This is a genomic window from Pseudomonas sp. LBUM1678 (assembly GCF_059695575.1).
In genome coordinates this window covers 6471180-6495802 of sequence record NZ_CP166775.1, presented here as the reverse complement: position 1 = coordinate 6495802, position 24623 = coordinate 6471180, and the positions used below count along the sequence as shown (strand labels likewise).

23 protein-coding genes and 1 pseudogene are annotated in these 24623 nt (G+C 59.6%); 16 read left to right on the top strand and 8 right to left on the bottom strand.

The features are described 5' to 3' along the window. Window positions 1–4: 4 nt before the first annotated feature. Genes ssuC through ACA070_RS29625 form a run of 3 tightly spaced genes read left to right on the top strand, consistent with a single transcriptional unit; the run spans window position 5 to window position 1839 of the window. Window positions 5–787, top strand: coding sequence for an aliphatic sulfonate ABC transporter permease SsuC (ssuC, locus tag ACA070_RS29635; protein ID WP_131061041.1), 783 nt, complete (start codon window positions 5–7; stop codon window positions 785–787). Then, window positions 784–1590, top strand: a complete 807-nt coding sequence (gene ssuB, locus ACA070_RS29630; protein ID WP_461977662.1) for an aliphatic sulfonates ABC transporter ATP-binding protein — start codon at window positions 784–786, stop codon at window positions 1588–1590. The genes ssuC and ssuB overlap by 4 nt, the downstream gene beginning before the upstream one ends. A gap of 33 nt (window positions 1591–1623) precedes the next feature. Next, window positions 1624–1839, top strand: a complete 216-nt coding sequence (locus ACA070_RS29625) for a TOBE domain-containing protein (RefSeq protein ID WP_003229256.1) — start codon at window positions 1624–1626, stop codon at window positions 1837–1839. Window positions 1840–1990: 151 nt separating this feature from the next. Here the strand turns inward: ACA070_RS29625 and ACA070_RS29620 are convergent, their stop codons facing one another. Both ACA070_RS29620 and ACA070_RS29615 read right to left on the bottom strand, forming a co-directional pair. Beyond that, a complete protein-coding gene (locus ACA070_RS29620) occupies window positions 1991–2629 on the bottom strand; it encodes a TetR/AcrR family transcriptional regulator (RefSeq protein WP_497449368.1) in 639 nt (212 codons plus the stop codon). 227 nt (window positions 2630–2856) lie between these two features. Next, window positions 2857–4233, bottom strand: coding sequence for a glutamine synthetase family protein (locus ACA070_RS29615; RefSeq protein ID WP_028623670.1), 1377 nt, complete (start codon window positions 4231–4233; stop codon window positions 2857–2859). A 278-nt stretch (window positions 4234–4511) separates the two neighbouring features. Here ACA070_RS29615 and ACA070_RS29610 point away from each other — a divergent pair. From ACA070_RS29610 to ACA070_RS29575, 8 genes and pseudogenes are all read left to right on the top strand, one after another. Then, a pseudogene (locus tag ACA070_RS29610) lies at window positions 4512–4826 on the top strand (gamma-glutamyl-gamma-aminobutyrate hydrolase family protein); the annotation flags it as partial. A gap of 103 nt (window positions 4827–4929) precedes the next feature. Then, window positions 4930–6288 (top strand): glutamine synthetase family protein, encoded by a 1359-nt coding sequence (locus tag ACA070_RS29605; protein ID WP_497449367.1) that lies wholly within the window; start codon window positions 4930–4932, stop codon window positions 6286–6288. Window positions 6289–6346: 58 nt separating this feature from the next. Further along, window positions 6347–7711: an aspartate aminotransferase family protein gene (locus ACA070_RS29600; RefSeq protein WP_497449366.1), complete on the top strand. Its 1365-nt coding sequence runs from the start codon at window positions 6347–6349 to the stop codon at window positions 7709–7711. Between the two features lie 169 nt (window positions 7712–7880). Beyond that, the gene (locus ACA070_RS29595) at window positions 7881–8993 is read left to right on the top strand and encodes a polyamine ABC transporter substrate-binding protein (protein WP_497449365.1); all 1113 of its coding nucleotides are present in this window, start codon (window positions 7881–7883) and stop codon (window positions 8991–8993) included. Between the two features lie 236 nt (window positions 8994–9229). Next, window positions 9230–10327 (top strand): polyamine ABC transporter substrate-binding protein, encoded by a 1098-nt coding sequence (locus ACA070_RS29590; RefSeq protein ID WP_497449364.1) that lies wholly within the window; start codon window positions 9230–9232, stop codon window positions 10325–10327. A gap of 70 nt (window positions 10328–10397) precedes the next feature. Further along, window positions 10398–11540: an ABC transporter ATP-binding protein gene (locus ACA070_RS29585; RefSeq protein ID WP_462029579.1), complete on the top strand. Its 1143-nt coding sequence runs from the start codon at window positions 10398–10400 to the stop codon at window positions 11538–11540. Between the two features lie 35 nt (window positions 11541–11575). Beyond that, the gene (locus tag ACA070_RS29580) at window positions 11576–12457 is read left to right on the top strand and encodes an ABC transporter permease subunit (RefSeq protein ID WP_178082364.1); all 882 of its coding nucleotides are present in this window, start codon (window positions 11576–11578) and stop codon (window positions 12455–12457) included. Continuing rightward, window positions 12454–13347 (top strand): ABC transporter permease subunit, encoded by an 894-nt coding sequence (locus ACA070_RS29575; RefSeq protein WP_010466694.1) that lies wholly within the window; start codon window positions 12454–12456, stop codon window positions 13345–13347. Before ACA070_RS29580 ends, ACA070_RS29575 begins: the two co-directional genes overlap by 4 nt. Window positions 13348–13485: 138 nt before the next feature. On the opposite strand, the gene ACA070_RS29570 is transcribed toward ACA070_RS29575, so the two are convergent. Continuing rightward, entirely contained in the window at window positions 13486–14127 is a 642-nt protein-coding gene (locus ACA070_RS29570; RefSeq protein ID WP_497449363.1) for an HD domain-containing protein, read from the bottom strand. A gap of 382 nt (window positions 14128–14509) precedes the next feature. Between ACA070_RS29570 and ACA070_RS29565 the strand changes: the two genes are divergently transcribed. After that, window positions 14510–15475: a GlxA family transcriptional regulator gene (locus tag ACA070_RS29565; RefSeq protein WP_497449362.1), complete on the top strand. Its 966-nt coding sequence runs from the start codon at window positions 14510–14512 to the stop codon at window positions 15473–15475. A 126-nt stretch (window positions 15476–15601) separates the two neighbouring features. Here the strand turns inward: ACA070_RS29565 and ACA070_RS29560 are convergent, their stop codons facing one another. Together ACA070_RS29560 and ACA070_RS29555 are read right to left on the bottom strand one after the other, a co-directional pair. Continuing rightward, window positions 15602–18013, bottom strand: coding sequence for a penicillin acylase family protein (locus ACA070_RS29560; RefSeq protein ID WP_497449361.1), 2412 nt, complete (start codon window positions 18011–18013; stop codon window positions 15602–15604). A 102-nt stretch (window positions 18014–18115) separates the two neighbouring features. Beyond that, window positions 18116–18694 carry a DUF6436 domain-containing protein gene (locus tag ACA070_RS29555; RefSeq protein WP_497449360.1) on the bottom strand — a complete coding sequence of 193 codons (579 nt, stop codon included), beginning with the start codon at window positions 18692–18694 and terminating at the stop codon, window positions 18116–18118. Window positions 18695–18791: 97 nt separating this feature from the next. Here ACA070_RS29555 and bipL point away from each other — a divergent pair, with 97 nt between their 5' ends. Continuing rightward, window positions 18792–19739 carry a phospholipase BipL gene (gene bipL, locus ACA070_RS29550; RefSeq protein WP_497449359.1) on the top strand — a complete coding sequence of 316 codons (948 nt, stop codon included), beginning with the start codon at window positions 18792–18794 and terminating at the stop codon, window positions 19737–19739. Between the two features lie 124 nt (window positions 19740–19863). On the opposite strand, the gene ACA070_RS29545 is transcribed toward bipL, so the two are convergent. Then, window positions 19864–20616, bottom strand: coding sequence for a DUF2059 domain-containing protein (locus ACA070_RS29545; protein ID WP_497449358.1), 753 nt, complete (start codon window positions 20614–20616; stop codon window positions 19864–19866). Window positions 20617–20739: 123 nt separating this feature from the next. On the opposite strand from ACA070_RS29545, the gene ACA070_RS29540 reads away from it, so the two are divergent. Both ACA070_RS29540 and ACA070_RS29535 read left to right on the top strand, forming a co-directional pair. Continuing rightward, window positions 20740–21372 (top strand): 2OG-Fe(II) oxygenase, encoded by a 633-nt coding sequence (locus ACA070_RS29540; protein WP_462029586.1) that lies wholly within the window; start codon window positions 20740–20742, stop codon window positions 21370–21372. A gap of 2 nt (window positions 21373–21374) precedes the next feature. Next, window positions 21375–21860, top strand: a complete 486-nt coding sequence (locus tag ACA070_RS29535; RefSeq protein ID WP_497449357.1) for a 2-thiouracil desulfurase family protein — start codon at window positions 21375–21377, stop codon at window positions 21858–21860. Between the two features lie 128 nt (window positions 21861–21988). Here ACA070_RS29535 and ACA070_RS29530 read toward each other — a convergent pair whose 3' ends face one another. Then, window positions 21989–22576 (bottom strand): transporter substrate-binding domain-containing protein, encoded by a 588-nt coding sequence (locus ACA070_RS29530; RefSeq protein WP_497449356.1) that lies wholly within the window; start codon window positions 22574–22576, stop codon window positions 21989–21991. Window positions 22577–22711: 135 nt separating this feature from the next. On the opposite strand from ACA070_RS29530, the gene ACA070_RS29525 reads away from it, so the two are divergent. Then, complete coding sequence (locus ACA070_RS29525; protein ID WP_403107571.1) at window positions 22712–23137, top strand: DUF4399 domain-containing protein; 426 nt, start codon at window positions 22712–22714, stop codon at window positions 23135–23137. A 75-nt stretch (window positions 23138–23212) separates the two neighbouring features. Here ACA070_RS29525 and serA read toward each other — a convergent pair whose 3' ends face one another. Beyond that, entirely contained in the window at window positions 23213–24442 is a 1230-nt protein-coding gene (serA, locus tag ACA070_RS29520; protein WP_462029590.1) for a phosphoglycerate dehydrogenase, read from the bottom strand. Window positions 24443–24623 lie beyond the last annotated feature (181 nt).

Here is a 24623-nt window from a genome sequence, read left to right as displayed (position 1 = left end):
CGCCATGAAGAAAATTATCCACAGCCTCGCGCCCTGGGCGTTGCCGGTGTTGCTGCTGGCGGTATGGCAGTTGTCGGTGTCGGCGGGCTGGTTGTCGACACGGATTCTGCCGGCGCCGATCGCCGTCATTGAGGCCGGCGTGAGCCTGGTGCGCAGCGGCGAAATCTGGACGCACCTGGCAATCAGCGGCTGGCGTGCCGCGCTGGGTTTCACCATCGGTGGCAGCATCGGTCTGGTTCTGGGTTTCATCACCGGCCTGTCGAAATGGGGCGAACGCCTGCTCGACAGTTCGGTGCAGATGATCCGCAACGTGCCGCACCTGGCGCTGATTCCTCTGGTGATCCTGTGGTTCGGCATTGATGAGTCGGCGAAGATTTTCCTGGTGGCATTGGGCACGTTGTTCCCGATCTACCTGAACACTTATCACGGCATCCGCAACGTCGATCCGGCGTTGGTGGAAATGTCGCGCAGTTATGGCTTGTCCGGTTTCAGCCTGTTTCGGCAGGTGATTCTGCCGGGGGCGCTGCCTTCGATTCTGGTCGGCGTGCGCTTCGCACTGGGCTTCATGTGGTTGACGCTGATCGTGGCAGAAACCATTTCCGCGAGCTCCGGCATTGGCTACCTGGCGATGAATGCCCGGGAGTTTTTGCAGACTGACGTGGTGGTGTTGGCGATTCTTTTGTACGCGGTGCTGGGCAAACTCGCCGACCTCGCGGCCCGTGGGCTTGAACGTGTTTGGCTGCGCTGGCATCCGGCTTATCAGGTTGCCAAAGGAGGTGCCGCATGACCGCTCAACAACCTCCACGCCTGCTGCGCGGAATTCCGCTGGTGGTGCGCAAGCTGCAAAAGACCTTTGGTTCACGGCAGGTTTTGCGCGAGATCGATCTGCACATTCCGGCCGGTCAGTTTGTCGCCGTGGTCGGACGCAGTGGCTGTGGCAAAAGTACCTTGCTGCGGTTGCTCGCCGGCCTCGACAAACCCACCGGCGGTGAATTGCTCGCCGGCTCCGCGCCGCTGAGCGATGCCCGGGAAGACACCCGATTGATGTTCCAGGAAGCCCGTTTGCTGCCGTGGAAAAAGGTCATCGACAACGTCGGTCTCGGGCTCAAGGGCAACTGGCGGCCGCAAGCGCTGGAAGCGTTGGAGTCGGTGGGTCTGGCAGATCGCGCCAATGAGTGGCCAGCGGCGCTGTCCGGTGGCCAGAAGCAACGGGTGGCCCTGGCTCGCGCGCTGATCCACCAACCGCGCCTGCTACTCCTGGACGAACCCCTGGGTGCGCTGGACGCCCTGACCCGAATTGAAATGCAGCAACTGATCGAACGGCTCTGGCAGAAGCACGGCTTCACCGTGTTGCTGGTGACCCACGACGTCAGTGAAGCGGTGGCGATTGCCGATCGGGTGATCCTGATCGAAGAGGGTGAAGTCGGCCTCGACCTGCACGTTGAGCTTCCACGCCCTCGGGCCCGTGGCTCCCATCGGCTGGCGGCGCTGGAAACCGAAGTACTCAATCGCGTACTCGCACTGCCCGGCCAACCGCCGGAACCGGAACCTGTTTCACCCTTGCCTACGCAGTTGCGTTGGGCGCAATAACTCAAGCCTTATCCAACGACAGGAATCAACATCATGACTATCAAAGCCATCAACGTTCGTAACCAGTTCAAAGGCTCGATCAAGGAAATCGTTTTGGGTGACGTGCTCTCGGAAATCGACGTTCAGACCGCTTCCGGCATCGTTACTTCGGTGATTACCACCCGCTCGGTGAAAGAGCTGGAACTGGTGGTCGGCAGCGAAGTGATCGCGTTTGTGAAATCCACCGAGGTGTCGATCGCCAAGTTGTGAGGGCGTGGGCAGTCAGTGAGATCGGCGGCGCGGCCATCGCGAGCAGGCTCACTCCCACACTTGATCTCGAGCGAACACAACATTTGTGTGCGACAAAGATCCCCTGTGGGAGCGAGCCTGCTCGCGATGGGGCCAGTGAGACGGATAACAATCAGGCTGGTACAGCGCGCTTCGGCAGGTAAGGCGGCAGATACAGCCCCAGATACGCATCAAACACCCGCATCCCTTCCTCAGCCATGCGCGGCGTGATCTGCCCATGCTGCTGCACCGAACGCGCATAAACGCGGTCGCCGAGCTCCATCGCCAATGCAAACACATCGACATCGCTTGGCAACTTCGGCAGCTCGAAGTGATGATCGAACAGCTTGTGCATCAGGTCGCCGAGTTCGATGTCGTGCTGGCGGTCGGCCTGGGTAACTTCGGTGAGGCCGTGCTGGGCGAGGATCAGTTGCCGGGCCGCAGCATCTTCGTCGTAGATGTCGAGCATGCGTTGTTCAACCAGCCGCGACAGGTCGCGCCAGCCGCCGAGGGCGTTGTGGTCGATGGGTGCTTGCAGGCAGGCGCGGAACGCCGCGTGGACGTCGGCGGTCAGGGCTTCGAGCAGCGCCGGGACGCTGGCGAAGAAATGGTAGACGGAGGAGGGCGGGATCTCCGCGCGCTCGGCGACGCTGTAGATCGACAGACTGGCCACGCCCTCGGCGGCCAGTAGCGTGCGGGCGGCATCGAGTATCGAATCGATCCGGGCCTGGCTGCGGGCGCGGGGTTTGCGAATAGTGGCGGTGCGCGTCATTGGAGTCCTCCTGCGGGGCAGGGGGCATTGTACGAGCAGGCATCTGTGTTGTCTGCCAGGACGCCATCGCTAGCAGGCTGGCTCCCACAGGGATTTCCGGTGTACACAGAATTTATGTTCACTGGAGATCAACTGTGGGAGCTAGCCTGCTAGCGATCCGCCGCAGGCGGCAATAAAAAACGCCGCAGGCCTTGTCAGCCTGCGGCGTTTGTTTTTACTGCAACCACTTACACAGTATGCAGGTACCAGTTGTACTCAAGGTCAGAGATGGAGTGTTCGAACTCCTCCAGCTCACTTTCCTTACAAGCCACAAAGATATCGATGTATTTCGGATCGATGTACTTGGCCATGACTTCGCTGTCGTCCAGCTCACGCAATGCATCGCGCAGGTTGTTCGGCAGGCTTTGCTCGTTCTGCTCGTAGGAGTTGCCTTCCACGGGCGCGCCCGGTTCGATCTTGTTGGTCAGGCCGTGATGCACGCCTGCCAGGACCGAAGCCATCAACAGATACGGGTTGGCGTCGGCGCCGGCCACACGGTGTTCGATGCGCACGGCATCGGAGGAACCGGTCGGCACGCGGATCGCCACGGTACGGTTGTCCAGGCCCCAGCACGGCGAGTTCGGCACGTAGAACTGTGCGCCGAAACGACGGTAGGAGTTGACGTTCGGGCAGAGGAAAGCCATCTGCGCCGGTAGGGTCTCGAGCACACCGCCGATCGCGTGACGCAGTGCGGCGTTCTGCTCGGGATCCTCGCTGGCAAAAATATTTTTGCCTTCTTTATCAAGAATCGAAATGTGTACGTGCAGACCGTTGCCCGCCTGGCCCGGGTAAGGCTTGGCCATGAAGGTGGTGTCCATCTCATGGTCGTAGGCGATGTTCTTGATCAGACGCTTGAGCAGGACCGCGTAGTCGCAGGCCTTGATCGGGTCGGCCACGTGGTGCAGGTTCACTTCGAACTGAGCCGGAGCACTTTCCTTGACGATCGCGTCGGCCGGGATGCCTTGCTCTTTCGCACCTTCCAGAATGTCCTGGAGGCAGTCGACGTATTCGTCGAGGTCGTCGATCAGGTAGACCTGTGTCGAGTGCGGGCGTTTGCCGGAGACCGGCGAGCGTGGCGGTTGCGGACGACCGTTCACGTTCTCCTGGTCGATCAGGTAGAACTCCAGTTCGAACGCAGCGCAGATGGTCAGGCCCATTTCATCGAACTTGCGCACGACATTAGCGAGCACTTCCCGCGGGTCGGCAAAGAACGGCTGGCCTTCAAGTTCGTGCATGGTCATTAACAGTTGCGCGGTGGGGCGCTTCTGCCAGGGTTCATTGCACAGGGTGTCAGGGATTGGATAGCAGATTCGGTCAGCATCGCCGATGTCCAGGCCCAGGCCGGTGCTTTCCACCGTCGAGCCATTGATATCCAGAGCAAATAGAGAGGCCGGCAGGTTGATGCCTTTCTCGTAAACCTTGTGGAGGCTGGTGCGTTCAATGCGCTTGCCGCGCACCACACCATTCATATCCGCAATCAGAAGGTCAACGTACAGAACCTCAGGATGTTCCTTAAGGAACGCGTTCGCTTCGTTAAGCTGAACGGCACGCGGGGGTACCGACATGATGCAACACCTTTGTTGTTAAAAATATCAATCATTGATCTCTTCGGGTTTCAGTCAACCCGAACGGCCTGCCGAAGTCAAGCGAGGCCTTTTTTGCCCTAAAAAAGCGCTCGTAGGGCTTTTTTGAGGCGGTTTGGGGCGTTTTTATGCCTTTGAGCGCTTTGGCGCCCGCGAGCTTGAGCGGGCCGTGTTGTATTTTTTACGGGGGTGTTGTGTAAAAAAATGAACAAGGCTAAGCTCGATTCAAACCCATAACAGCAATAATACCGGGGTGCTTCATGTCTCGCCTGCCGTTAATCGGCGTCGCCATCTGCTCAAGGCAGATCGGTCTGCATGCTTATCACATCAGTGGCGATCGTAGTGTCCACGCCAAGGCAAGCGTTGCCAAAGGCGTGCCGTCGACTCTTCCTTCCCCGACGATTCTGCTGTCCCCGTCCGATATTCTGGACGGTCTGTACGACATTCTCTTTACTGGCTCTCCTTCCAATATAGAACCGTTTCACGCTGGCAGCCCGACCAACGCGTCGGCTTCTGCTCATGATTCTGCACGTTCCACTACGCTCTCGCTGACCCACGCTATTACCCGTGTGGGTACTTGCACGCGGCCATTGCAGTGGCAATCTGTATCACGCGACGCCCATGCGTCAAACAACGCCTGACTTATAAGAGTCAGGAAACTCAGCCTAAGAGGCATTTATGAGTCACAACCTCGACCAGCTCACCGATTGGTTGAAAGACCACAAGATCACAGAAGTCGAATGCATGATCGCCGACTTGACCGGGATCACCCGGGGCAAGATTTCGCCGACCAACAAGTTCATTGCCGAAAAAGGCATGCGTCTGCCCGAGAGCGTTCTGTTGCAGACCGTGACCGGCGACTATGTCGAAGACGACATCTATTACGAACTGCTCGACCCGGCCGACATCGACATGATCTGCCGCCCCGACCAAAACGCGGTTTACGTGGTGCCGTGGTCCATCGAGCCGACCGCCCAGGTGATCCACGACACCTACGACAAGCAAGGCAACCCGATCGAGCTGTCGCCGCGCAACGTGCTCAAAAAAGTCCTGAAACTCTATGCCGACAGGGGCTGGCAGCCGATCGTGGCGCCGGAAATGGAGTTTTACCTGACCAAGCGCAGTGACGACCCGGACTACCCGCTGCAACCGCCGATCGGCCGTTCCGGGCGCCCGGAAACCGGTCGTCAGTCGTTCTCCATTGAAGCGGCGAACGAATTCGATCCGCTGTTCGAGGACGTCTACGACTGGTGTGAATTGCAGGAGCTGGACCTCGACACGCTGATCCACGAGGACGGCACGGCGCAGATGGAAATCAACTTCCGTCACGGCGATGCCCTGTCCCTGGCCGACCAGATCCTGATCTTCAAGCGCACCATGCGCGAAGCCGCGCTCAAGCACGACGTGGCGGCCACCTTCATGGCCAAGCCCATGACCGGCGAGCCGGGCAGCGCGATGCACTTGCACCAGAGCATCATCGACATCGAAACCGGCAAGAACGTCTTCTCCAATGAAGACGGGACCATGAGCCAACTGTTTCTGCACCACATCGGTGGCTTGCAGAAACTGATCCCCGAGCTGTTGCCGCTGTTCGCGCCCAACGTCAACTCGTTCCGCCGCTTCCTGCCGGACACCTCGGCGCCGGTGAACGTGGAGTGGGGCGAAGAGAACCGTACCGTGGGCCTGCGGGTTCCGGATGCCGGGCCGCAAAACCGTCGGGTGGAAAACCGTCTGCCGGGCGCTGACGCCAACCCGTACCTGGCGATCGCCGCGAGCCTGCTCTGCGGTTACATCGGCATGGTCGAAGGCTTGAACCCGAGTGCGCCGGTGGTGGGCCGTGGCTATGAACGCCGCAACCTGCGCCTGCCGCTGACCATCGAAGACGCGCTGGAACGCATGGAAAACAGCGCGACCGTCGAGAAATATCTGGGCAAGAAATTCATCACTGGCTACGTCGCGGTCAAGCGGGCCGAGCATGAAAATTTCAAGCGCGTGATCAGTTCGTGGGAGCGGGAATTCCTGCTCTTCGCCGTCTGATGCGCCGGGCGCGACTGCACTTGGTCGCGCCCTTCACTGAAATCTTAGGAGAATTCGCATGACCAGCAACAACCCGCAAACCCGTGAATGGCAAACCCTGAGCAACGATCACCACCTGGCCCCGTTCAGCGATTTCAAGCAGCTGAAAGAGAAAGGCCCGCGGATCATCACCAGCGCCAAGGGCGTTTACCTCTGGGACAGCGAAGGCAACAAGATCCTCGACGGCATGGCCGGCCTGTGGTGCGTAGCAATCGGCTACGGTCGCGATGAACTGGCCGATGCCGCCAGCAAACAAATGCGCGAATTGCCTTACTACAACCTGTTTTTCCAGACGGCTCACCCGCCGGTGCTGGAGCTGGCCAAGGCCATCGCCGACATCGCGCCGCAAGGCATGAACCACGTGTTCTTCACCGGTTCCGGCTCTGAAGGCAACGACACCATGCTGCGTATGGTTCGTCACTATTGGGCGATCAAGGGCCAGCCGAAGAAGAAAGTCATCATCAGCCGCAAGAACGGTTATCACGGTTCCACCGTGGCCGGCGCGAGCCTGGGCGGCATGACGTACATGCACGAGCAAGGCGACTTGCCGATCCCGGGCATCGTCCACATCGCCCAGCCATACTGGTTCGCTGAAGGCGGCGACATGACACCGGAAGAGTTCGGTATCTGGGCGGCCAATCAGCTGGAAGAGAAGATTCTGGAAGTCGGCGTGGACAACGTCGGCGCCTTTATCGCCGAACCGATCCAGGGTGCCGGCGGCGTGATCATTCCACCAGACACCTACTGGCCGCGCATCAAGGAAATCCTCGCCAAGTACGACATCCTGTTCGTGGCGGACGAAGTGATCTGTGGTTTCGGCCGTACCGGTGAGTGGTTCGGTAGCGATTTCTACGACCTCAAACCCGACATGATGACCATCGCCAAAGGCCTGACGTCCGGCTACATCCCTATGGGTGGCCTGATCGTGCGTGACGAAGTGGTTGCGGTGCTCAACGAGGGCGGTGATTTCAACCACGGTTTCACCTATTCCGGGCACCCGGTGGCCGCTGCGGTGGCACTGGAAAACATCCGCATCCTGCGCGAAGAAAAAATTATCGAGCGCGTTCATGCGGAAACGGCACCGTATTTGCAGAAACGCTTGCGGGAACTGAACGATCACCCGTTGGTGGGGGAAGTGCGTGGGGTCGGTCTGTTGGGGGCTATCGAACTGGTTCAGGACAAGGCCACTCGCAAGCGTTACGAAGGCAAGGGCGTGGGCATGATCTGCCGCACCTTCTGCTTCGACAACGGCCTGATCATGCGCGCCGTGGGGGACACCATGATCATTGCTCCACCGCTGGTGATTACCAAGGCTGAAATCGATGAGCTGGTAACCAAGGCACGCAAGTGCCTGGACCTGACCCTGAGTGCGTTGCAGGGCTAAGTGCTAGGCTCTGGGCGGGAGTCATGAAACTTTCGCTCAGAGCAGTTCTAAAGGGTGGCCTTTCCTTGAAAGACCGCCTCGGATCTTGCCAGACTAGCCGCGGTTCCAGTTGTCCGGGTTCGGCCGCTGAACAAAGTGGTTCAAAAAAGAAAAATTTGGAGCATTACGCATGAAGGCATTAGGAAAAAAGCTTGCTGGCAAGACACTCCTCGCCCTGTCCCTGATGGGCATGATGGCGAGTGCGGTTCAGGCGGACGACAAGGTGTTGCACGTCTATAACTGGTCCGACTACATCGCTCCGGACACCATCAAGAAGTTCGAAACCGAGTCCGGCATCAAAGTCGTCTACGACGTATTCGACAGTAACGAAACCCTGGAAGCCAAGTTGCTGGCAGGCAAGTCCGGCTACGACATCGTCGTGCCGTCGAACAACTTCCTGGCCAAGCAGATCAAGGCCGGTGTTTACCAGAAGCTGGACAAGTCCAAGCTGCCTAACTGGAAGAACCTGAACACTGACCTGCTCAAAGCGGTGTCGGTGAGCGACCCGGGCAACGAACATGCTTTCCCGTACATGTGGGGTTCGATCGGTATCGGCTTCAACGCCGAGAAGGTCAAGGCTGCACTGGGTGCCGATGCACCCACCAATTCCTGGGACCTGCTGTTCAAACCTGAAAACGCCGCCAAGTTGAAGTCGTGCGGTATCAGTTTCCTCGATTCGCCAACCGAGATGATTCCGGTGGCGTTGCACTACCTGGGCTATCCAACCGACAGCCAGGACAAAAAACAACTGGCCGAAGCTGAAGCACTGTTCCTGAAGATTCGTCCTTCGGTGGGCTACTTCCACTCGTCCAAGTACATCTCCGACCTGGCCAACGGCAACATCTGCGTCGCCGTGGGTTACTCGGGTGACATCTACCAGGCCAAGTCCCGTGCGGCTGAAGCTGGTGACAAGGTGAAAGTCAGCTACAACATTCCGAAAGAAGGTGCCGGCAGCTTCTACGACATGGTCGCCATCCCTAAAGATGCCGAGAACGTCGAAGGTGCCTACAAGTTCATGACCTTCCTGATGAAGCCGGAAATCATGGCTGAAATTACCAACGCCGTACGCTTCCCGAACGGTAACGCGGCCGCTACTGCATTGGTTGATAAAGAAATCACCGCCGACCCGGGCATCTACCCGCCGGCAGACGTGCTGGCCAAGCTGTACGCGATTGCCGACTTGCCGGCCGCGACCCAGCGGATCATGACCCGCAGCTGGACCAAGATCAAATCCGGTAAATAAGTAAAACCCTGTAGCAGCTGCCGAAGGCTGCGTTGAGGTCCGAAGGACCTCCGCTTTTTCAACAGCACAACTGCTCCGCAGTTGAACGCAGCCTGCGGCAGCTGCTACAGATCTTCATAAAGTTTGCTGGAACGGTTTTTCGAGGGTAAGTTGCGCGCCGGTTTTGTTGCTGGGCAGCCATGCCTGTCATGTAACGCGGGGCAACTTGGGCCCAACTAATTTTAGAGGACCTCCACTTGCCTATTTTTTCTTTGTTGCGCAATGCCATGCTGGTCGGCGCCGGGCTGACACTCGCTGTCAGTGTCCAGGCGGCCGGCACTGTGCATATTTATAACTGGTCGGACTACATCGGTCCGACCACCTTGGCCGACTTCCAGAAAGAGACCGGCATCAAACCGGTTTACGACGTCTTCGACTCCAACGAAACCCTGGAAGGCAAGTTGCTGGCCGGGCGTACCGGTTATGACGTGGTCGTGCCGTCCAACCACTTCCTCGGCAAGCAGATCAAGGCGGGCGCTTTCCAGAAGCTCGACAAGAAGCTGCTGACCAACTATTCCAACCTCGATCCGGTGCTGCTCAAGCGTCTTGAGCAAAACGATCCGGGTAACCTGTACGCCGTGCCGTACCTGTGGGGCACCAACGGCATCGGTTATAACGTCGACAAGATCAAGGCGGTGCTGGGCGTCGACAAGATTGATTCCTGGGCTGTGGTATTCGAACCGGAGAACATCAAGAAGCTGCACAGTTGCGGCGTGGCGTTCCTCGATTCCGCCGATGAAATGATGCCGACCGTCCTCAACTACATGGGCCTCAACGCCAACAGCACCAACCCCGAAGATTACAAAAAGGCCGAAGCCAAGTTGCTGGCGGTTCGGCCTTACGTGACGTACTTCCATTCTTCCAAATACATCGCGGACCTCGCCAACGGCGACATCTGCATCGCCATCGGTTTCTCCGGCGACATGTTCCAGGCCAAGGCCCGTGCTGAAGAAGCCGGCAAGGGCATGAACATCGCCTACTCGATTCCGAAAGAGGGCGGCGCGCTCTGGTTCGACATGCTGGCGATCCCCAAGGATGCGGCCAACGTCAAAGAGGCCCACGCCTTCATCAACTATTTGTTGAAACCCGAGGTGATCGCACAAGTCAGTGATTCCGTTGGCTATGCGAACCCCAACCCTGGCTCGGACAAATTAATGGAACAGTCCATCCGCACCGACGAGTCGGTTTATCCGCCGCAAGCCGTCCTCGACAAGACCTACGTGTCCGTCGAATTACCACCAAACATTCAACGTTTGATGACCCGCAGCTGGACCAAGGTCAAGTCGGGTAAATAGCGACAAGGCTCAAACTATCCAAGGTTCGCCCACCTCGGGCGTTCTGCAAATTTTGTTGGGAGTTTCGTAAATGGCAGTTGCCTCCGGCGCCTATAAGAAAGCCCTCGAGGGCGACCAGACACCTAAACAGGTGTTGGTCAAAATCGACCGGGTCACGAAGAAGTTCGACGAGACGATTGCCGTGGACGATGTGTCCCTGGAAATCAAGAAAGGCGAGATTTTCGCCCTGCTCGGCGGTTCGGGATCGGGCAAATCCACGTTGCTGCGCATGCTCGCAGGCTTCGAACGGCCCACGGAGGGGCGCATTTTCCTCGATGGCGTAGACATCACTGACATGCCGCCGTACGAGCGGCCGATCAACATGATGTTCCAGTCCTACGCCTTGTTCCCGCACATGACCGTGGCGCAGAACATTGCCTTCGGCCTCAAGCAGGACAAAATTCCTGCCGCTGAAGTCGATGCCCGTGTCGCGGACATGCTCAAGCTGGTTCAGATGACGCAGTACGCCAAGCGTAAGCCGCATCAGTTGTCCGGTGGCCAGCGTCAGCGTGTGGCCCTGGCGCGTTCCCTGGCCAAGCGGCCGAAGCTGTTGCTGCTCGACGAACCGATGGGTGCGCTGGACAAGAAGCTGCGTTCGCAAATGCAGCTGGAGCTGGTCGAGATCATCGAACGCGTCGGCGTAACCTGCGTCATGGTGACCCACGACCAGGAAGAAGCCATGACCATGGCCGAGCGCATCGCGATCATGCACCTGGGCTGGATCGCCCAGATCGGCAGCCCGATCGACATCTACGAAACCCCGACAAGCCGGCTGGTCTGCGAGTTCATCGGCAACGTCAACATCTTCGACGGTGAAGTGATCGACGACGCCGAAGGCTACGCGACCATTACCTGCAAGGACCTGGATCGCCAGATCTACGTCGGTCACGGCATTAGCACCTCGGTGCAGGACAAATCCGTGACGTACGCGATCCGTCCGGAAAAACTGCTGGTGACGCCGACCATGCCGACCTGCGAATACAACTGGTCCAGCGGCAAGGTGCACGACATCGCCTATCTGGGCGGGCACTCGGTGTTCTACGTCGAACTGCCGAGCGGCAAGATCGTCCAGTCCTTCGTGGCCAACGCCGAACGTCGTGGCCAGCGCCCAACCTGGGGTGACCAGGTTTACGTGTACTGGGAAGACGATAGCGGCGTGGTACTTCGCTCATGAACATGCGCAAATTCAAACGCCGCCTTAATCGAATAATTCCCGGTGGCCGCCAACTGGTCATCGGGGTTCCGTTCATCTGGCTGTTCCTGTTCTTTATGTTGCCGTTCTTCATCGTATTGAAGATCAGCTTCGCCGAAGCCGACGTGGCCATTCCGCCGTACACCGAAATCTACAGCTTCATCGACCAGAAGCTCCAGGTGCTGCTTAACCTGGGCAACTACGCGATGCTGGCCGGTGATGAGCTGTACATCGCCGCCTACCTCGGCTCGCTGAAGATGGCGCTGATCAGCACCGTCCTCTGTCTGCTGATCGGCTACCCGATGGCCTACGCCATTGCCAGTGCCCGTAAAGAGATGCAAACGGTGCTGGTGCTGCTGATCATGATGCCGACCTGGACCGCGATCCTGATCCGCGTGTATGCGTGGATGGGCATCCTCAGCAACAACGGTCTGCTCAACGGTTTCCTGATGACCATGGGCTGGATCGACGAGCCGTTGCAGATCCTCAACACCAACCTGGCGGTGTATATCGGCGTGGTTTATTCGTACCTGCCGTTCATGATCCTGCCGCTCTACGCCAACCTGGTGAAGCACGACAACAGTCTGCTGGAAGCCGCATCGGACCTGGGTTCGAGCACCTTCAACAGCTTCTGGAAGATCACCATTCCGCTGTCCAAGAACGGTATCGTCGCGGGCTGCATGCTGGTGTTCATTCCGGTCGTGGGTGAGTTCGTGATCCCGGAACTGCTCGGCGGTCCGGAAACCCTGATGATCGGTAAAGTGCTCTGGCAAGAATTCTTCAACAACCGCGACTGGCCGGTGGCGTCTGCGCTGGCAGTGGTGATGTTGCTGATCCTGATTGTGCCAATCATCCTGTTCAACCGTAGTCAGGCCAAAGAAATGGAGGGCAAGGAATGAAACGCTTCCGTTTCTCGAGTTTCATGCTGATAGCCGGTTTGCTGTTCATCTACGCGCCGATGCTGATCCTGGTGATCTACTCGTTCAACGCCTCGAAACTGGTGACGGTGTGGGGCGGCTGGTCGATCAAGTGGTACGTCGGGTTGATGGACAACACCCAACTGATGGGCTCGGTGGTGCGCTCGCTGGAAATCGCCTGCTACACGGCGGTGGCGGCGGTGGCCCTGGGTACATTGGCGGCCTTCGTCCTGACCCGTATCACCCACTTCAAGGGTCGCACGCTGTTCGGTGGCCTGGTCACCGCGCCGCTGGTGATGCCCGAAGTGATCACCGGTCTGTCGCTGTTGCTGCTGTTCGTGGCGATGGCGCAGATGATCGGTTGGCCACAGGAACGCGGCATCGTCACCATCTGGATCGCCCACACGACGTTCTGTGCGGCGTATGTGGCGGTGGTGGTGTCGGCGCGATTGCGTGAGCTGGACCTGTCCATCGAAGAGGCGGCCATGGACCTCGGTGCGCGGCCGTGGAAGGTGTTCTTCCTGATCACCATTCCGATGATCGCGCCATCCCTGGGGGCCGGCGGCATGATGTCGTTCGCCCTGTCCCTGGATGACCTGGTGTTGGCGAGCTTCGTGTCGGGCCCGGGTTCCACGACCCTGCCGATGGAAGTGTTCTCGGCGGTACGTCTGGGGGTTAAACCCGAGATCAACGCCGTGGCCAGTCTGATCCTGTTGGCGGTATCGCTGATGACGTTCCTGGTCTGGTTCTTCAGCCGCCGTGCCGAAGAAGCGCGCAAGCGAGCGATCCAGCAGGCGATCGAAGAAAGCGCTGCCGACTCCTGGAAACAACCGGACGTGCGTCGTGCCCAGCAGGCGCCGGAAGCGGCTTGAGCCTGATGGGTTGACCACAAATCTGTGGTCAACCCGGTTCCCTGTGGGAGCGAGCCTGCTCGCGATGGCGGACTGACACTCAACATCAATGTTGACTGTCACGCCGCCATCGCGAGCAGGCTCGCTCCCACATTTGCTTTATGCAGCCCAAGGGGACTTGCGGATGATCTCGACAAAGTTCATCGGCTTGAACCCCGGCTCGCTGTCCACCAGTACATCCGCGTTCACCGTGCCGAACGTGGTGTCCGGTTTGTGTTTGAAGCCGTTGGCGAACGCACACAGGATGCATTCCTTGAAACCTTCGCCCCGTGGATGCGCATGCACCACCGCTTCCCGCTGCACCGTGGAAAACGCGGCGTAGTCGATGCCCAGCACATCCATTTCCACACCGGCCGTGACCAGCGCAACGTTAGGCCGCAAGTGTTGCGGCACGCCCGGGGTGGTGTGCAGGGCAATCGACAGCCACACCTGTTCGATATCACCATCCGACAAACCATAAGGCTTGAGAAACGCCTTGGCGGCGTTGGCGCTATCGACTTCGAAACGCTCGTTGTCCGTGCGATGACCTTCCACCAGGCCCAGGTCATGGAACATGGCGCCGACGTAGAGCATTTCCGGATCGTAGGCCAACTGCTTGCGCTCACCGCTCAGGGCACCGAACAGAAACACCCGGCGCGAGTGGTGGTAAAGCAGGTCGGACTCGGCGTCGCGAATGTATTCAGTGGTGGCCCGGGCCAACGCGCTGTCGGGGATTTTGATACCGGCAATGTTGCTGCTCATGGTGCTTTCCTCGTGGGGAACGCCGTGGCGGCGCTGATGGAGCAAGTCTGTTCCCGCCTCCCCAACCGGACAATCGATCCATGGCTGCGATCCCGGCCAATGAACAGGCATATCGCGCCAACCTCGCTTGTTGCGCCCGGATTGGCTAGGGTTGACGCAGATAACCCGGGTTGTACGCATGCCCTGTAGCAGCTGCCGAGCCTGCGAGGCTGCGTTCGGCTGCGAAGCAGTCGTAAAATCAGACGCCTCGGTATTCCAGACAAACCGCATGCTCAGGGTTTACGACTGCTTCGCCCGAGCGCGGACCGAGCCGAACGCAGCCTCGCAGGCTCGGCAGCTGCTACAGGTCGTGTGCTGGCTCACAATTGAGGCGATCCCTGCCATGAGTAAAACCGTTGCCATCGTGGTGTTCTCAGGCGTCCAGTCGCTGGACGTCACCGGACCCATGGATGTGTTTTCCGAAGCCAATCGTTTTCTCGAGCCGCAAGACCATTACCGGTTGGAGGTTATCGGCGTCGAGCGCGGGGTGATGCCGTGCTCCAACGGTTTGTCACTCAATGCCCATCGGCATTTCAGCGAAGCGCTGGACGCCTTTGACTTGCTGCTGGTGGCCGGCGGGCCGCAGTTGCCGTTTCTGGATTTCGGAGCGGCATTCAATGCCTGGTTGCGTGATGCCAGTGCGTTGGCACAACGGTTTGGCTCGATCTGCAACGGCGCGTTCATGCTGGCCCGGGCCGGATTGCTCGAAGGACGGACCGTCACCACCCACTGGGGCGATGCCGCGGCGTTGGCCACGTTGTGCCCCTCGACTCAGGTTGAGGCCGATCGTCTCTACGTTCAGAACGGCGAGCTCTTCACCTCGGCCGGTGTCACGGCGGGGATCGATTTGTCGCTGTACTTGCTGGCGCAGGACCACGGAGCGGAAGTGGCGTTGAGCGTGGCCAAGCGGCTGGTGGTGTTCACCCAGCGCTCGGGCGGGCAATCGCAGTTCAGCCCGTTTCTCACGCCCCACGCCGAACCGACGTCGGCGGTGGCGCTGGTGCAGCTTTACGTCCTGGCCAACCTCACCGGCGACTTGACCATTGCCGATCTGGCGAGCGCCGCCAACATGAGCGCGCGTAACTTTTCCCGGGTGTTCGCCAAGGAAGCGAAAATCACCCCGGCGGAATTCGTCGAGCGGGCGCGTGTGGATGCGGCGCGGGTGCTGCTTGAAAGCACCCATTCGCCGCTCAAGACGGTGGCGTATCAGTGCGGATTTCGCGATGCCCAGCACATGCGCACAGTGTTCAACCGCCGGCTGGGGGTGACGCCGCAGCAGTTCAGGCTGAATTTTGCGGCGATGGTTTGAGCCATGAATATGCGTTGTTCTTGCGGGCCTCATCGCTAGCAGGCTAGCTCCCACAATGGATCTGCGTGCACAGGACCACTGTGGGAGCTAGCCTGCTAGCGATGAGGCCAGTCCAGCCATACAAATCTACTGAGCACTGCGCGCCGGCAACAGCTTCAGCGTACTGCGCGTATTGGCCGTGACTTCTTCGTCATTGAAATGCGCCTCGTAGTAAATCCCTTCGACATACGCCTCCGCCTGGTCGTCGTAGTGGCTGTCGAACGGCACGCCGCTCTGGCCGACCGGGTTGATGGTCAGGCTGTGGGCCGGGTCGGCGAAGTCGATCAGCCGCCGCGTCGACGGACCATAAGTCACGGGCCACGGTGCCGGGCCGATCTTGGCCGAGAGGTTGTTCGGCACTTCGTGGGTACCTGGCGCCGCGAACGGGCCGACGTTGAAGATCCGGTCGAGCGGCTTCTGCATGCCCAATGGATGACCATGGGTCAGGGTGTGCGCCTTGCCCCACTGCCATTGCGCGAAGTCAGCGCCAAGGGTGGTCTTGAGATGGGCGATGCTCGCTTGCCAGGCCACCTTCACCGTGTCGGCGCGGGTTTCCTTGCCTAGGGTGTTGCGGTTGTCCCACCACGGTGAGTCGGCGGTCGCGGCCAGGCGTGGTAGCGCGGCGTCGATCACACGGGTCGAGAGCAGGGTTTCGAAAAAATCATTGCCCAGCTCATCGTGCATCGTCGCGTCGGCCAGGTTGAACAGGAACTGGTTGAACAGCGTGGCGCTGGTGGAATCCAGCGGGTAATCGCCTTTCCATTGCGCCAGTTGCTCAACCAGTTTGAGCTCGGCAGGATCGCTGACCACTTCACGCAGCACCGGCAGCAGCGGCGCCAATAGACGCGGACCGTAGGCGGTGGTGGTGCCCAGTTGCAGCTTCTGGTTCGCCTCGTTGTCCCACTTCACGTTCTTGTCGCTGAGCTGGCGATTGAGTTGCTGGCCACGATCGGCGAGGTTGTAGTAGCCGGGAATCTCCATGCCGGTCGGCGACAAGGGCTGGAAGTTGGCCGAGACGATGTAGCCGCGCGCCGGGTTCTCTTCCTGCGGGTTGGCGCTGAACGGGTAGAAACCTTCCTTGTCCGCCTGATGGGTGCTGCCATCGAGGATGAATCCGGGTTTCACCCCGGCCGCGCGTTTGGGCAGCAGCGCCGAGGCCCACCAGCCGATGTCACCCTTGGCGTTGGCGTAAACGATGTTCAAGCCCGGCGCCTGAACCTTGGCGGCTGCGGCGCGAGCCTTGGCAAGAGTGTCGGCGCGGTTGAGTTGGTAGAAACCCTCGAGGATCGGGTTCGGCGTTTCAAGGAACGCCCACCACATGGCCACCGGCGTCTTGCCGGCGGCGGTGCCGAGTGCATCGTTGATGATCGGGCCGTGGGGCGATTGGCGTAGCGTCAGGGTGACCGGTGCCTGGCCCTTCACTGCGATCTGTTGCTCGGTGTTGACCATGTCGACCCAATTGCCGCGATACCAGACCTGGTTCGGGTTGTCCGGGTTGACCTTCTCGGCGATCAGGTCGAGGTCGTCGTTCTGGAACATCGTCAGGCTCCAGCCGAAATCCACGTTGTGGCCCAGAAAGGCAAACGGCACCAGTGCCTGATGATGACCGTACAGGTCGAAGCCCGGCGCCGATAGTTGCGCCTCGTACCACACCGACGGCACCGAGAAGCGAATGTGCGGGTCACCGGCCAGCAGCGGCTTCCCGCTTTTGCTGCGGTTGCCGGCAATCACCCAGGCGTTGCTGCCTTCGAATTGCGGCAGGCCGTTGTCGGCCAATGCCTGTTCGCTGAGGCGGGCGAGGGCGTTCAGGTCTTTCCAGTCGCCGGCGGCGAGGGCGGGGCCGGGTGTTGAGCGCGATTTGGCCAACACGCCCTTGGGCTGCCAGTCGAGGTCGAAAATGTTCAGGTACTCGGCGCCCAATTGGTCGCGCACAAACGTCAGCAAAGGTTCGGTGCGAAACGCGGCGGCAAAACTGTAAGCCATGTAACCGGCGACGCTGATGCTGTCTTCGGCGGTGAAAGGGCGCTTGTGGATGCCCAGTACGTCGAACTCCATGGGCGCCGCGTGAGTGTCTTGATATTGATTGATGCCATCCAGATAGGCTTCCAGCGCTTTCCACGCCGGTGACTGACGATCCAGCGCGGCCACGTAGCTCTCGGCGCGTTCGCGTATGCGCAGGCTGCGGAACAGTTTGTCGGTGTCGACCAGTTTCGGGCCGAGGATTTCTGCCAACTCACCCCGGGCGAGGCGGCGCATGGCTTCCATCTGGAACAACCGATCCTGAGCCTGCACATAGCCAAGGGTGCGGTAGAGGTCGGTTTCGTTTTCGGCGCGGATATGCGGCACGCCGCGCTCGTCGTAACGCACGGTCACCGAACCCTGAAGACGCTGCAACTCCACTTGGCCCTGACGCGTCGGCTGCTTGATGTACACGTACCCGCCGACCCCGATGACGAGCGTGACGATCAGCAATACCAGTACGGTCAGGACGCGTTTCATGGTGACTCCTTGTTCTTCGGGATTGCCGCCCGTGCGGGCTGCAAACATGTAGCACAGACCTCCTGTGCTGGGCATCGCGGTCCTGGAAAAGTCAGGATTGCCTTACTTCACTTCCTCCGGCCAAGGGCAGTAGCAACCGACCGCCAGCGTATGGGTGGCGCCCACCGCCCGACCTTCGCTGAGTGCTTGCAGGATGGGCTCGATAAAGCTGTTGTTCGAATTGCAGGTCAGGCCTTCGCTGTATGGGCCGAAATACGCCAGTTTGCCGCTGCGGTCCCAGATCGCCACCGCCGGGCTGGCAGGAATCTGTTCGGAGCCCGGGAGAAGGGTGATGGTTTTCAGGCGGCTCAAGGTGCTGGGCAACTGGCCGTGGCTGCCGGGTTTTTGTACCGCGTAAAACTCCACGCCCTGCGTTACGTAGTGCTCGACCAGTTCGGTCAGGTGTTGTTGGTTGCCGACATTGCACGGGCAGGCCGGATCCCAGAAATGCACCAGGCGGATGGCACCGGGGCCGGCGAGGTCGTCGGGCAGGCGCAGCGGGTCACCGGAAAATACCGCGGTGTGCGAACTGAAGGCGCGCAGGTAGCGACCCTGAAACCAGTCATAGGCCGCCCACAAGACGCCGGCACACACGAGGGCGAGCAGGCTGGCAAGCAGTGTGGTGCGGTAGGCCGGACGCATGGGTTTCAATCCTCGAAGGTCGGCTAGCTTGCCATGCTTGCCGCGACAGATGAATATCGCAGGCCCATAAAGTCTGTTTAGCGCTCTGGAATAGCTCATGTCTGCCACTTTCGACCCCGATCATTTGCGTGCCAGCCTGCGGCCACTGGCCGAGTGGCAGCCGCTTTCGGTGGAGGCGCTGGCCTATCAGCGCTTCTACGGGCTGGATTTTCCGGGGCGAACCCAGCGCAGCGGGTTGGGGCGTTTCGAGGTCGATGGCTATGAGGTGGTCAGTCAGGTCTGGTGGCCCGAGCTTGCGAAGGCGACGCTGTTTCTGTTCCACGGCTTCTACGACCACACCGGGCTGTACCGGCATGTGATTGAGTGGGCGCTGGATCAGGGCTTTGCGGTGATTGCCTGCGACTTGCCGGGGCATGGTCTGTCCAGCGGCGAGCGGGCGAGCATCAAGGATTTCGCCGAGTATCAGCACACGCTGGAAGGGTTGTTTGCCGAGGCGCAGTCGCTGGACCTTCCGCAGCCGTGGCATCTGTGCGGGCAGAGTACCGGCGGAGCGATTGTGATTGATCACGTGCTCAATCAGGGCGTGAACAGTCCGGCGCAAGGCCAGGTGATTCTGTTGTCACCCCTGGTTCGGCCGCGCGCCTGGGGTTGGTCGCAACTCAGTTATTACCTGCTCAAGCCTTTTGTGAAAGCCATCGCCCGGCGTTTCAGCGAGAACTCCAACGACCCTGACTTCTTGCCGTTCCTGCAAGCCGACCCGTTGCAACCGCTGCGATTACCGACGGCCTGGGTTGGCGCATTGGCGCGGTGGATCAAGCGAATCGAGGCGGCGCCGAACAGTCCACGGCAACCGCTGATTGTGCAGGGGCAGGCGGACATGACGGTGGATTGGGCGCATAACCTTGAGGTGTTGAAGGCCAAGTTCGATCGGCCGCAGGTGCTGATGTTGCCGGAGGCGCGGCATCATTTGGCGAATGAGACTTTGGCGATGCGGGAGGAGTATTTCGGGTTTTTGAGTAAGCGGATCAAGGGCCGGAATCTTTAGCGGCAGAGAGGGACTCATCGCGAGCAGGCTCGCTCCCACAGGGTTATGTATACACCGTACAAATGTGGGAGCGGGCTTGCTCCGGGCGGCGTTCCGACGATGGCGGTGTATCAGGCGCCGAAGATTACTGGTTGAGGTTCGAGGTGCTCTGCCCCACCGCCAACCCCGCCCGAATCGCCGCCAACGCGGCCTGGTAATACGCCTTGCCCTCGGTGGACTCGGCAAACGTGGCGAACTCTTCCAGCTCTTCATCCGACAAGTCGCGATAGACGTACAGCAACGTGTTGTTCAGATCAGCCCCGATTTGATCCATCAAGCGCTGGCGCTGTCCGTTCAACATGCCCTGCGCCTGCCCGCCACCGAGCAAACCGGGGATCATCGAACTCAGGCTGTCAGCCGCGACGCCGGCAATCGCCAGGCTGACTTCCGCACCGGCCTCGCGAGCGGGCAGGGCCTGGGCCAGGTGGCCGATGATCAACATGCGGCTGTCGCTGGCTTGAATCTTGGGCAAACCCTTGGCGTTTTTCGCCAGCTGATCGCGACGGGTCGCCAGCAATTCGGCGGCGACGATTTTCTTGCCCAGGGGCGATTGAAAGAAGGTCAGTGCGGGTTTCGGGTCGGAGAGGCTTTTGCGCAACTGCGCTTCGGCGCGTTGGTCCACGGCCTGGGGGGCGAAACGTTGATTGCTGTTGTTTACCAGGGCCTGAAACACAGCCGGTGGCAGGCTGTTCTGGTAGCGCTGCTGGGCGGCTGAAAGGGCGTCGTTAAAATGCGCGCGCTGATCTGGCCAACCGGCGACCTTGTACAACTGGTCGTGGCCGTCTGCCCAAGCGGGCAAAACACAGAGCATCAGCAGTGAAAAAAGCAAACGGCGCATAGGGACTCCTGTCAGCAGGCGACTATTCTCCGTGCGGCTTCCGTACTTGTCGAGAATTCGTATCAGTAATCCGACAAATCCTCCGCTGCGCGGCTCTGTCGGATTTGCAGGCACAGGCATACTATGCGCGCCATGCAAATATCCTCTGATCACCCGCTGCTGTTACGTATCGTCGACGACCTGGCCGAGCGCGGCTGGTCGCAGCAGAATATTTTCCTGCCTCTGGGTCTGACCCGGGAACTGGCGGCTGAGTGCCGTAAACGTGCCGCCGAGGGCGAACTGGCCCCGGCGGCCGTGGGGCGCGGGCCGACATCGGAGATTCGCGAGGGGATTCGCGGCGACCACATCCAGTGGATCGAACCCGGCCAGGCGTTGGCGTGCGACAGTTACCTGGGCTTGATGGACAGCCTGCGCGAGGCGATGAATCGCGGGTTGTATCTGGGCCTGGAAGATTTCGAAAGCCATTTCGCGCTGTACCCGCCCGGTGCGTTTTACCTCAAGCATGTCGATCGTTTTCGTGACGACGACCGGCGCATGGTCTCGGCGGTGATTTACCTCAATGACGCGTGGCTGCCCGAGCATGGTGGCCAGTTGCGCATGTACCTGAATGAAGGCATCGAACACGACGTGGTGCCCACCGGCGGATGCCTGGTGGTGTTTCTGTCGGGCGAAGTGCCCCACGAAGTCCTGCCCGCGACCCGGGATCGCCTGTCGTTGACGGGCTGGTTCCGGCGTCGTGGTAACGAGCCGTTCTGATCATGCAGAAAATTCTGGTAAGCCGCTGCCTGCTCGGCCACCGCGTGCGTTACGACGGCGGGGCGAGCGGGCCGTTCGATCAGCTTCAACAGTGGATCGACGAAGGCCGAGTGGTACCGCTGTGCCCGGAAGTGGCCGGTGGTTTGCCGACGCCCAGGGCCGCGGCGGAAATTCCGGGCGGGCAGGGCGGTGAAGTGCTGGATGGCCACGTCTCTGTAATCACCACCGAGGGTGAGGACGTCAGCGCCGAGTTTCTCTCGGGGGCTTATCAGGCTTTGGAACTGGTGCGAAAGCACGGTATCCGCATTGCGGTGCTCAAGGCCAACAGCCCGTCGTGCGGGAATGTGCTGACGTATGACGGAAGCTTCAGCGGCGTAAAGGTCAGTGGCGAAGGGGTGACGGCGGCGTTGCTCAAGCGCAATGGGGTGCAAGTTTTCAGCGAGCTGGAGTTGCCACAAGCGGCACAGGCTCTGGCAACACTCATCTAACAACCCGCACAAACCCCTGTGGGAGCGAGCCTGCTCGCGATGAGGCCATCCCAGTCAGCATTGATGTTGAATGTAAGGCCGCCATCGCGAGCAAGCCCGCTCCCACAGGGTTATTCGTCAGCTTGGGATCAAGGCTTCGGCGCCACACTGGTGTCCGCCTTAAACCACTTCTGCTCCAGCGCCTCCAGTCGCCCGTCCTCCTTTATCCGCTTCAGCGCACTCTCCAGGCTGGCGTGAAATGCCGGGTTGCCCTTCTGAAACGGAATCGCCAGGTCCACAGCCGGGGCGGCTTTCGGCTTTTCTTCTGTCAGCGACTGCACCAGCAGGATTGAACGCGGCTCTTCTTCTTTCTGCGCGATCAATTGCACATTGGTGTGAATGTAAGGTTCGGTGAAGTCGAAACGATCCTTCAGTTCCGGGGTCATTGCTATGTGGTTGATGGCGATGTCGTATTTGCCGGTTTCAACACCGGGCAACAGATCGGTGGAGTCTGTAACGACAAAGTCGGCGCGCACATCCAGTTCGTTGGCCAGCATTTGCCCCAACTCGACTTCGAAGCCAGTGAGTTTGCCGTCGTCCTTGAAATTGAAGGGCGGTGTATTAGCCTCGATAGCAATGCGCAGTTCGCCACGATCGAAGACATCGTCAATCAGTTCGGCATGAGCCAAAGGGCTCAAAAGGGGTAGCAGGCAGATCAGGCCAGGCAAAAAGCGCATGGTCACTCCTTTGAATTCATTATGGCGATGCTCTGATTCAGGCTCGCTTTGCTATGGTTGTCGAGGTCCTTCGACAACGAATGGCCGTGAAGTTGTCTCGGCCACGCGGATTTTACGGAAAAACTGGAGAAGAGAATGAAAACGTTTATGTCACGAGCAGCATTGGCTGGCCTATTGATGGGCGTTTCGGTGCTGGCCAGTGCTGCAACGCCGGCCCCCAAAGGCGCCGAAGTGTCCATCGTTTCTCCTGAAGATGGTGCGACTGTCCCGCAAACTTTCAAAATTAAATTCGCTGTGGAGAACGTTGCGTTGGCGCCGGCGGGCGATACCACCAAGAATACTGGGCACCATCATTTGCTGGTCGATGCCAAGGATGTAGTTGCAGCAGGGGCAGTCATCCCGGCAGATGCCAATCACGTTCATTTTGGTAAGGCGCAGACAGAAACCGAGCTGACGCTGACACCAGGCAAGCACACCTTGCAGTTGGAGTTGGGCGACATGAACCATATGGCCTTCGATCCACCGATCGTCTCCGAGAAAATCACCGTCAACGTTAAGTAACCTGCTCGGAATAAAGAACCGCGCCCATGAAAAAGGAGACCCCAAGGTCTCCTTTTTTTGTCGCTCAAGTCGCTGTCAGAACAACACGCGGCAACGAATAGTGCCGTTGATGTGCTGCAGCTTCTCTTGGGCAATTTCCGAGTAATCGGCGTCGACGTCGATCACGACGTAGCCGACTTTCTCGTTGGTCTGCAGGAACTGACCGGAGATGTTGATGCCGTTTTCGGCGAAGACCTTGTTGATCTCGCTCATCACACCCGGAATGTTCTCGTGGATGTGCAGCAGGCGGTGCTTGCCAGGGTGAGCCGGCAGGGCCACTTCCGGGAAGTTCACGGACGATACCGAAGTACCGTTGTCGCTGTACTTGACCAGTTTCTCTGCCACTTCCAGACCGATGTTGGCCTGCGCCTCAGCGGTGGAACCGCCGATGTGCGGGGTCAGGATCACGTTGTCCAGGCCACGCAGCGGGCTTTCGAACTCTTCGTCGTTGGAGCGAGGCTCTACCGGGAACACGTCGATGGCCGCGCCGATCAAGTGCTTGTCCTTGATCGCGTCCGCCAGGGCTTGCAGTTCAACGACCGTGCCGCGCGCCGCGTTGATCAGGATGCCGCCCTTCTTGATGGCGCGGATTTCCTTCTCGCCGATCATCCACTGGGTCGCAGCGGTTTCCGGAACGTGCAGGGTGACGATGTCGGACATGCCCAGCAGATCGTGCAAGTTGCCGACCTGAGTGGCGTTGCCCAGCGGCAGTTTGGTCACGGTGTCGTAGAAATACACCTGCATGCCCAGGCCTTCCGCCAGGACCGACAGTTGAGTACCGATCGAGCCGTAACCGACGATGCCCAGCTTCTTGCCGCGGATCTCGAAGGAGTTGGCTGCGCTCTTGATCCAGCCGCCACGGTGGCAGGAAGCGTTTTTCTCAGGAATGCCGCGCAGCAACAGGATCGCTTCGGCCAGCACCAGCTCGGCAACGGAGCGAGTGTTGGAGTACGGTGCGTTGAACACCGCGATGCCGCGTTCGCGAGCCGCGTTCAGGTCGACCTGGTTGGTGCCGATGCAGAAACAGCCGACAGCGACCAGTTTCTTCGCCTGATCGAAGATCTCTTCGGTCAGTTGAGTGCGGGAGCGAATGCCGATGAAGTGCGCATCAGCGATCTTTTCCTTCAGCTGGGCTTCCGGCAGAGAACCGGTGAGGTACTCGATGCTGGTGTAGCCCGCCGACTTGAGAACGTCGACAGCCGATTGGTGGACGCCTTCGAGAAGAAGGAACTTGATCTTGCTCTTATCGAGAGAAGTCTTGCTCATCTGCGTAAACCTGTATCCCGGAGAAAAATGGCAGGAAATGGTCAACAGATGCTGACCCCGACGGCAAGAAAGCCGTCGCCGCAGAATAGCCGTTGGGCTCTATGCTGCGGGGTCGGTATGCTAGCATACGCACCCCGCTAAACACTCATTCCTGCGACGTGAAGCGTTCTCAGGATGACCA

Bases quoted from the DNA above. Each gene is read 5' to 3' on its own strand.
- ACA070_RS29540 (WP_462029586.1), top strand. From the start codon at position 20,740: ATGCGCGCCATGCAAATATCCTCTGATCACCCGCTGCTGTTACGTATC.
- ACA070_RS29575 (WP_010466694.1), top strand. From the start codon at position 12,454: ATGAAACGCTTCCGTTTCTCGAGTTTCATGCTGATAGCCGGTTTGCTG.
- bipL (WP_497449359.1), top strand. From the start codon at position 18,792: ATGTCTGCCACTTTCGACCCCGATCATTTGCGTGCCAGCCTGCGGCCA.
- ACA070_RS29545 (WP_497449358.1), bottom strand. From the start codon at position 20,616: ATGCGCCGTTTGCTTTTTTCACTGCTGATGCTCTGTGTTTTGCCCGCT.
- ACA070_RS29555 (WP_497449360.1), bottom strand. From the start codon at position 18,694: ATGCGTCCGGCCTACCGCACCACACTGCTTGCCAGCCTGCTCGCCCTC.
- ssuB (WP_461977662.1), top strand. From the start codon at position 784: ATGACCGCTCAACAACCTCCACGCCTGCTGCGCGGAATTCCGCTGGTG.
- ACA070_RS29600 (WP_497449366.1), top strand. From the start codon at position 6,347: ATGACCAGCAACAACCCGCAAACCCGTGAATGGCAAACCCTGAGCAAC.
- ACA070_RS29535 (WP_497449357.1), top strand. From the start codon at position 21,375: ATGCAGAAAATTCTGGTAAGCCGCTGCCTGCTCGGCCACCGCGTGCGT.
- ACA070_RS29605 (WP_497449367.1), top strand. From the start codon at position 4,930: ATGAGTCACAACCTCGACCAGCTCACCGATTGGTTGAAAGACCACAAG.
- ACA070_RS29560 (WP_497449361.1), bottom strand. From the start codon at position 18,013: ATGAAACGCGTCCTGACCGTACTGGTATTGCTGATCGTCACGCTCGTC.
- ACA070_RS29595 (WP_497449365.1), top strand. From the start codon at position 7,881: ATGAAGGCATTAGGAAAAAAGCTTGCTGGCAAGACACTCCTCGCCCTG.
- serA (WP_462029590.1), bottom strand. From the start codon at position 24,442: ATGAGCAAGACTTCTCTCGATAAGAGCAAGATCAAGTTCCTTCTTCTC.
- ACA070_RS29570 (WP_497449363.1), bottom strand. From the start codon at position 14,127: ATGAGCAGCAACATTGCCGGTATCAAAATCCCCGACAGCGCGTTGGCC.
- ssuC (WP_131061041.1), top strand. From the start codon at position 5: ATGAAGAAAATTATCCACAGCCTCGCGCCCTGGGCGTTGCCGGTGTTG.
- ACA070_RS29525 (WP_403107571.1), top strand. From the start codon at position 22,712: ATGAAAACGTTTATGTCACGAGCAGCATTGGCTGGCCTATTGATGGGC.
- ACA070_RS29565 (WP_497449362.1), top strand. From the start codon at position 14,510: ATGAGTAAAACCGTTGCCATCGTGGTGTTCTCAGGCGTCCAGTCGCTG.
- ACA070_RS29585 (WP_462029579.1), top strand. From the start codon at position 10,398: ATGGCAGTTGCCTCCGGCGCCTATAAGAAAGCCCTCGAGGGCGACCAG.
- ACA070_RS29620 (WP_497449368.1), bottom strand. From the start codon at position 2,629: ATGACGCGCACCGCCACTATTCGCAAACCCCGCGCCCGCAGCCAGGCC.
- ACA070_RS29625 (WP_003229256.1), top strand. From the start codon at position 1,624: ATGACTATCAAAGCCATCAACGTTCGTAACCAGTTCAAAGGCTCGATC.
- ACA070_RS29615 (WP_028623670.1), bottom strand. From the start codon at position 4,233: ATGTCGGTACCCCCGCGTGCCGTTCAGCTTAACGAAGCGAACGCGTTC.
- ACA070_RS29530 (WP_497449356.1), bottom strand. From the start codon at position 22,576: ATGCGCTTTTTGCCTGGCCTGATCTGCCTGCTACCCCTTTTGAGCCCT.